Here is a 7,223-nt window from a genome sequence, read left to right as displayed (position 1 = left end):
ATTTTCCTTTGAAATATTTTCTTGGTGATAATGAAAACGCCATCAAAATACAGATTTACTGTGTATTAATCGTAAATCTTCTGCTGGCAGTCATCAAAAAAAGATTGAAACGAAAGTGGGCATTTTCAAATTTGGTAAGTTTTTGCAAAATTCATTTATTCAATTACATCAACCTGATGAAATTTTTGGAAAACCCAGAGAAAGATTGGGTTATTGACAAAGATGACGGTGAGCAATTGTCTTTTAATTGGTAGCTTGTTTTTGAAATTCGGCGAAAATGAAAAACTAAACATCTAACAATCAGTCAAATGTAAGGAGGGGAATCTGAGAATTAGTTTTTATCGGACGCTAATGAATGAAAATATATAACCCTCTATTCAATTTGAATAGAGGGTTAAAATTAATCTACTGTTTTGCGGTTATCGTTAGAATCCCTGTCAATGAGTTTGTTGTAAGGATCAACACCTACTTCGACAGGTTTTTGATTTACAATAATCGAAACCTTATTATTGATTTTATCAATAAGGTATTTTTTATTGTACAACTCGTTTTCGTATTCGTGTTTACCTTTTTTGGTCTTCTTACCAAAGATACCTACTTCAACATAATCGTGCAGCGGGTACGATTTAACTTCATTTTTACCAACTTTTGTAGTCAGCGTATTTCCTTGCTCGTTTTTGTAGATTTGATCTCCTTTCGGCGTTGTTCTGTATTTTGAAACCGTAAAGGTGATATCCACCTGATATGTTCCGTTTTTCAAATTGGTAACCTTTACATTTTCTACTTTATTGTCATAAAGCGTAATGGTTTCAAACATATCTTTAATCAAATATTGCAAGCTATCCGGAGTGTTTTGTTTCAATAAATTAACGAATTCAATGGAATTTGTATAAGGTGCTTCCTGAAACTTCACTTGAGAAACAAAGGTTTTTAAAACATCGTTAAAACGTTTTTCACCCAAATAATCGCTCATAGCGTACAATACCAACGATCCTTTGTTATAATGAATGTATTGTTGGTTTTCGTTATACATCAACGGATTTTCTTCTTTCCATTCCCAAGTTCGTCCACGCAAATAACCGTCTAAAGCTTCTTTCAGGAATTTACGCATCTGAAATTTACCATATTCTTTTTCTAACACTTTCAACGAACTGTATTCCGACATCGATTCTGAAAGCAAAGTGGCTCCTTTTACTTTAGCACCAATTACCTGATGTGCCCACCATTGATGTGCCATTTCGTGCGAAACAACCGAGAACGGATAATCAACCGCATCGGGATTGTCTTCATCCACATCGGCAATAAATCCAATGGCTTCAGAGAAAGGCATGGTGTTGGCAAAAGCCTGGGCAAAAGTCCCCATTGTTCGTGGAAATTCAATAATACGAGCTTGTGAATGCTGGTAAGGGCCATAATTTTCGCCATAATAAGCCAACGATTTTTTCAAGGCTTCCATCATTCGGGTCAAATTATATTCATGTCCTTTGTGGTAATAAATTTCTAAATAAATGTTGTTCCATTTTTCACGTTTTACTTCATATCGGGCAGAGTTAAACGCATAGAAATTCAACATTTTCTGGTCCATTTTGTAATGGAAATAATTTCGTCCGTCTTTTTGCCATTCTTTTTGTAAATATCCCGGTGCAATTGCAATCTGGTCGCCATCGGTACTTACGGTTGTTTCAAATGTAATCCAATCGGCCTCGTCTGAAATATAGGTATTTTTACGGGCTTCGGCATCATTTGGTTCGGGCATACGTTCACGCGGAGGCAAATTGTATTTCTTACGAACATCGTTATCCTGCAATTCTACGCCATCTGCATATCCAAACGAAGGAAACATACTATTATTAATAAATGTCCCGTTTTCGATGATTGGCGAACGATCTTGCAACCACGTATTCGATTGGTTTTGAACAATCATTTGTACTTTTAAAGAATCGCCCGGATTTAATGGCTGATTTAACCGGTAGATATCAAAATCCATTACCGTATCGTTTAAAACCAGCTGATAGTCATGGTTGAATTTAATTTCACGGAAATTTTTTCCGTAATTTAAAAACAGCGAATCAATAGCTTTTTCGGTTTTGTTTACCATTACGTAATTCACCACCGCTTTGTAGTTGCGTTTTTTAGGATACAAATCCATAGCTACTTTTACATCAACAATGCGGGGTTGTGCATATTTTTCGAATTTTTTGTATTTTTTTTCGAAATCTACCCTTTGCAATTCGCGTTCTTGCGAAGTATAATAAGGTTCTAACTTAACTTCTTGATAATACAAGCCGTAGCCTAAACCTACAAATGCTAAAACAACCAACATTAAAGGAACGGCAATTGGGGTTTTAAAACGTTTTACAAACAAACGTAAACGCTCTTTTGCATTAGAGAGGATCCCTCGACGCCAAAATAATAACGTTAAACCGTACAGTACAAAACCAAAAAGCAGCCAGTACAACTTGTAATAAAAATAGCCGCGAACAACGCCAAAACCATTCATATCAGAATAGCTGTACCACATGCCTGAATTAAAATGGAAAACCGATTGTTCTATCCCTAATTTTGTTAATGCCATCGGAATCATTCGAGCGATTAAAATCACAAAGAATCCGATTAAATAGTTTTTAAAGAACGATTGAATGAATAAGGAGAATAAAATTAAAATGACATAATCAATTAATTGAAAACCGAAAAATTCTGTAAAATATTGACCTAATTCAAAATTATAATACCCTAAATATACCTGAATTAAAATTCCCGATAAAATTCCTACCAAAAATACCACACAAACTATTTGTACCAGCGCAATAAATTTTGATAACAGCAAGCTCCAGTTTGGAACCGTTGTAGCATCTACCAGCAAATTCATTCGTGATGATTGGGCATTGTTCAATAAAACCCCCGAGAACAAATAAATTAAAATGGATAAAAAGAACCCCACAACTCCGTTAATTTCTCCTATTACTTTCCAAGTAACAGGATAAACATTGGTTCCGTACATATCTCCTATATCATATCCGTTGATGATAATTACAAGGAAAAAGACAACCATTAAAGTAATGAAAATCCAGTTTTTTACAATGCTTTCAAATTCAAATTTAGATAATCTAAAAGTGGTTTTAAGATAGGAAATAAAAGAATAGTCATACGAAACTTTAGGCAGATTGACTTTTATAATGCTTCCGAAATTATTTTTAACCACTCGGTTTCCTTTTTTCTTTCTTGAAATAGATAAAGGAGTTTGTGAAAACGAAAACGCAAAATAAGTAGCTGCTAACGCTAAAAATCCTACACCAATCCAAATCAATCGATTGAATATAATTACTTTATCTAACGGAATCAACAAGGTGTTTTGTTCTTCAATTGTCCAATATTTAACCACATATCCCAACGCCTGATTTCCAAAAGGATCAAACAAAGATGCCACAAATTTATCGTCAACATTGGCTGTTAAACTGCTGATGATTCCCGGAATAAAATGCAATATAATTACTAAGATAAATCCGATATACTGATTACGGGTTAGGGTAACCAACATAAAAATCAGGGAACCGATAAAGAAAATATTTGGAATGACAAACAGTATATAACTTTGAAAATAGGCCCATAAGCGAATAGGTCCCAACAAATCGGGATTAGCAAACGGAAGTACTGAAGCTACTAAAAAAGCCAACCCAATAGAGAATGTAATGAGTATTGTGATAAAAAAGCCGCTTAAAAATTTTCCTGCCAAATATTGAAATTTGTTGAACGGATAAGCAAACAACAACGTGTGTGAATTGTATTTATAATCGCGGTAAACCGTTGCACCAATAACTGCCGGAATAATGAAATTGACAAATGTCGCAATTTCATTAATGATTCCGTTAATTGCTACCGGGGAGTTTACGATAAGATTAGAGGATGTTGTTGCCGTAAACACATCGAAATAACCTAATACAGTTGCCATTACCGAAAACGATAAGGCAAAGAAAATAACAAAAAACAAGTAAAACAGCCAACTTTTTAGCCAGCGTTTTGTTTCAAATTTAAAAATAGTTCCCAGCATTATATATCTCCTTTTAATGAAACAAAATACACGTCTTCCAAGATTGGTTTTGCCTTTATAAAGGTTTCATCTGGTTGGTTGTCACTATGCACGCGGATATTTAACGTATTGTCCTGATTAAAGTTTGAAGAAATGATATTGAATTTGCTGTTAAATGCATCAAACTCGTCACGGTTAATGATTCGCATCCAGATTTTTCCGTCTAACAATTCTTCTCCGCTGTTTGGCGTTCCTTCAAACAAAATTTTTCCTCCGTTTAAAATTGCCAATTCGTGACATAATTCGCGAACATCATCTACAATATGCGTTGAAAAAATTACGGTGTGATTGGTTCCTATTTCACGTAAAACATTCAGGAAACGATGACGTTCGGCAGGATCCAAACCGGCTGTTGGTTCATCAACAATAATCAGTTGCGGGTTGTTCAGCAGCAATTGTGCAATACCAAAACGCTGTTTCATTCCGCCTGAATAGCCGCTTACGCTTTTGTGGCGTACATCATACAAATTGGTCAGTTCCAATACTTCTTTAATGATTTTTTTGCGTTCGTCTTTTTTGGTAATTCCTTTTAATTGCGCAAAATAATCTAACAAGGTTTCGGCAGACATATTTGGATACACGCCAAATTCTTGCGGTAAATATCCTAAAACTTTCCTCAGTGCGTTTTTATCTTCTAAAATATTAATATCGTTGAACGTAACAGTTCCGGAATCCGGAGTTTGCAATGTGGCAATGGTTCTCATCAGTGAAGATTTTCCGGCTCCGTTTGGACCTAAAAGACCAAACATACCTTTACCAATTTCTAAATTAACATTGTCTAAGGCTTTTACACCGTTTCTATAGGTTTTGGTTAAACCCGAAATTTTTAAACTCATAACGTATCGTTTTTATAATAAGTAGCTTGATTGTTCGATATGTTACAAAAGGTAATAAAAAAAAAGAGAAGGAAACTTCTCTTTTCTTATTCAATATAAACCACTTTGGTTTGTTCTGTGGGATGATCTTTTAAAAAACCTTGTTCTTCCATCCATTGGTCGCTGTAAATTTTGGTCATATATCGCGAACCGTGATCGGGTAGAATAATTACCACTTTGCTATCGGCTGTAAATTCATTTTCTGTTGCTAATTGTTTTACTGCCTGAATAGCCGCTCCCGATGTATATCCCATAAACAATCCTTCGGTATGCGCTAAATCACGGGCGGTAAAGGCAGCGTCTTCGTCAGAAACTTTTATAAAGCGATCAATAAATTCAAACTTAGTAGCTGCGGGAATCAAGTTTTTACCCATACCTTCAATTCGGTACGAATACGCTTCGTTCATATCCACTTCGCCCGTTTCATGGTATTTTTTGATAATGGAACCGTAAGCGTCCACTCCGATTACCTTTACATTAGGATTTTGTTCTTTCAGATATTTTGCCGTACCTGAAATGGTTCCGCCGGTACCTGAACAAGCAATTAAATGCGTGATTTGTCCTTTCGTTTGTTTCCAGATTTCCGGACCTGTTGTTAGGTAATGTGCTTCGGTATTTAATTCGTTAAAATATTGATTGATGTAAACAGAGCCCGGAGTTTCTTCGTGTATGCGTTTTGCCACACTGTAATAAGAACGGGGATCTTCTGGTTCAACTTTAGCCGGACACAAATAAACTTTTGCACCCATTGCACGCAACATATCAATTTTATCGTGTGAAGATTTGTCAGAAACAGCTAAAATACATTGGTATCCTTTTACCATTGCAATCATTGCTAAGCTAAATCCGGTATTTCCAGAAGTTGTTTCAACAATAATGCTTCCTGGTTTTAAAACGCCTTGTTCTTCAGCTTTGTTGATGATATGTAATGCAATTCTGTCTTTAGCCGAATGTCCGGGATTAAACGCTTCTAATTTTGCGTAATAAGCCCCCGGAAACCCGTTTGTTATTTTATTTAACCGTACCAAAGGCGTGTTGCCAACCAATTCTAAAATAGATTCGTGAGCCTCTATTTCTTCTTTCATAGTTTAAAATTTAAAACAGTACAATCTGTTTCTTCTGCGGTGCAAAAGTACTATTTTTTTAGCGATACACAAAAAGCTAAAAAGTGTAAGTTTCTTGGAGCGTATAATTTGCAGAAATTCTGTTGATTTCAAACTATTTTTCGCCAACCAGTGCTTTTAAACGCTCTATTTTAGTTTCGAGCATTTTGTTATATTTCATAAGCATTTCTATCATCCAGATACGTTGATGTACTACTGGTTAGCAATTTTTTTTATATTTTATTGAAAGAATTCCTTTATTTCGACTCCTATGGCATTAGCTATTTTATAGAGGTAAAGAGAGGTAACATTCTGTCTGCCATTTTCAATGCTACTTAAATTAGACTTTTCCATTTTTATTTCAGCACAAATATCTAACTGACTAAACCCTTTTTCTTTACGGAGTTTAGCAATTCTTGCACCTAATTTTTTAAGAAACTGTTCTTCGGAAACTGTCATTTGAGCAATTTCCAAAAAAAAGCAACTTCTAAAGTTATGATATATCATAACTTTAGTGTTATCTTTGTTTTTAAGTAAACTTCTTAAAACCTTAATAATATATAGAAAAATGAAGAATGAAAAAATAGTAAAAGATCTACAGTTAAATATAGAATCAGTTTTATATAAATACGAAGTTGAATTTAAAAACTCAGAAATAGATGTTAATGAGTTTTTAAGTATGAATTTTAATAAAATAAATTCTGAATTTGCAAAACTCATAACAGATACCATTCATACATCAATTATTAACGGTGTAAGTAGTAGAAAAGAGGATTTTATAAAAGAATTAATAGAACTAACAAATAACTCTTTTATAGAATTAATAAACAGATTATTGGATATGCAAATAAAAATTCCAGTTAAAGTTAAGCGACATTTTTGTAAAATTTATTTTGATTGTTAAACTCTTCTATTGTTTTGTAATTCAGTGCTCGGTGTCTTCTTTTTTTATTGTACCATACTTCTATATATTCAAAAACTTCTATTTCCATTTGTTGCTTTGTAACGAGCTTGTTCCCGTATATTAACTCGGTTTTCAGTGATTTAAAGAAGCTTTCCGCTACTGCGTTATCCCAACAATTTCCCTTTCGTGACATGCTTCGGGTTACGCCGTAAGACTCCAGTACATTGGTAAATTTCTTTGTGGCATATTGCACT

The 7,223-nt window shown here is 34.3% G+C and carries 6 protein-coding genes and 1 pseudogene; 2 read left to right on the top strand and 5 right to left on the bottom strand.

All coding sequences use genetic code 11. From position 1 onward, the window contains the following. Positions 1-254 (top strand): annotated as a pseudogene (locus tag BLW20_RS14810) (IS4 family transposase); the annotation flags it as partial. 146 nt (positions 255-400) lie between these two features. Here the strand turns inward: BLW20_RS14810 and BLW20_RS14125 are convergent. The 4 genes from BLW20_RS14125 to BLW20_RS14110 all read right to left on the bottom strand — a co-directional run bounded on the left by BLW20_RS14125 (position 401) and on the right by BLW20_RS14110 (position 6,572). Then, positions 401-4,048: an ABC transporter permease/M1 family aminopeptidase gene (locus BLW20_RS14125; protein WP_177165107.1), complete on the bottom strand. Its 3,648-nt coding sequence runs from the start codon at positions 4,046-4,048 to the stop codon at positions 401-403. After that, on the bottom strand, positions 4,048-4,923 hold the full coding sequence (locus tag BLW20_RS14120) for an ABC transporter ATP-binding protein (protein WP_091102777.1): 876 nt from the start codon (positions 4,921-4,923) through the stop codon (positions 4,048-4,050). Before BLW20_RS14120 ends, BLW20_RS14125 begins: the two co-directional genes overlap by 1 nt. A gap of 86 nt (positions 4,924-5,009) precedes the next feature. Next, a complete protein-coding gene (locus BLW20_RS14115) occupies positions 5,010-6,047 on the bottom strand; it encodes a PLP-dependent cysteine synthase family protein (protein ID WP_091102775.1) in 1,038 nt (345 codons plus the stop codon). A gap of 258 nt (positions 6,048-6,305) precedes the next feature. Continuing rightward, complete coding sequence (locus tag BLW20_RS14110) at positions 6,306-6,572, bottom strand: helix-turn-helix domain-containing protein (protein WP_245725345.1); 267 nt, start codon at positions 6,570-6,572, stop codon at positions 6,306-6,308. Between the two features lie 61 nt (positions 6,573-6,633). Between BLW20_RS14110 and BLW20_RS14105 the strand changes: the two genes are divergently transcribed. After that, the gene (locus tag BLW20_RS14105; RefSeq protein WP_091102768.1) at positions 6,634-6,969 is read left to right on the top strand and encodes a hypothetical protein; all 336 of its coding nucleotides are present in this window, start codon (positions 6,634-6,636) and stop codon (positions 6,967-6,969) included. On the opposite strand, the gene BLW20_RS14100 is transcribed toward BLW20_RS14105, so the two are convergent. Beyond that, a partial coding sequence (locus BLW20_RS14100; RefSeq protein WP_143037822.1) for an IS3 family transposase occupies positions 6,932-7,223 on the bottom strand: 292 nt, incomplete at its 5' end. The genes BLW20_RS14105 and BLW20_RS14100 overlap by 38 nt on opposite strands.

The sequence above is a fragment of the Paenimyroides marinum genome, from assembly GCF_900108395.1.
Taxonomy (GTDB): domain Bacteria; phylum Bacteroidota; class Bacteroidia; order Flavobacteriales; family Flavobacteriaceae; genus Flavobacterium; species Flavobacterium marinum.
This window is presented reverse-complemented; position numbering and strand designations above follow the sequence as displayed.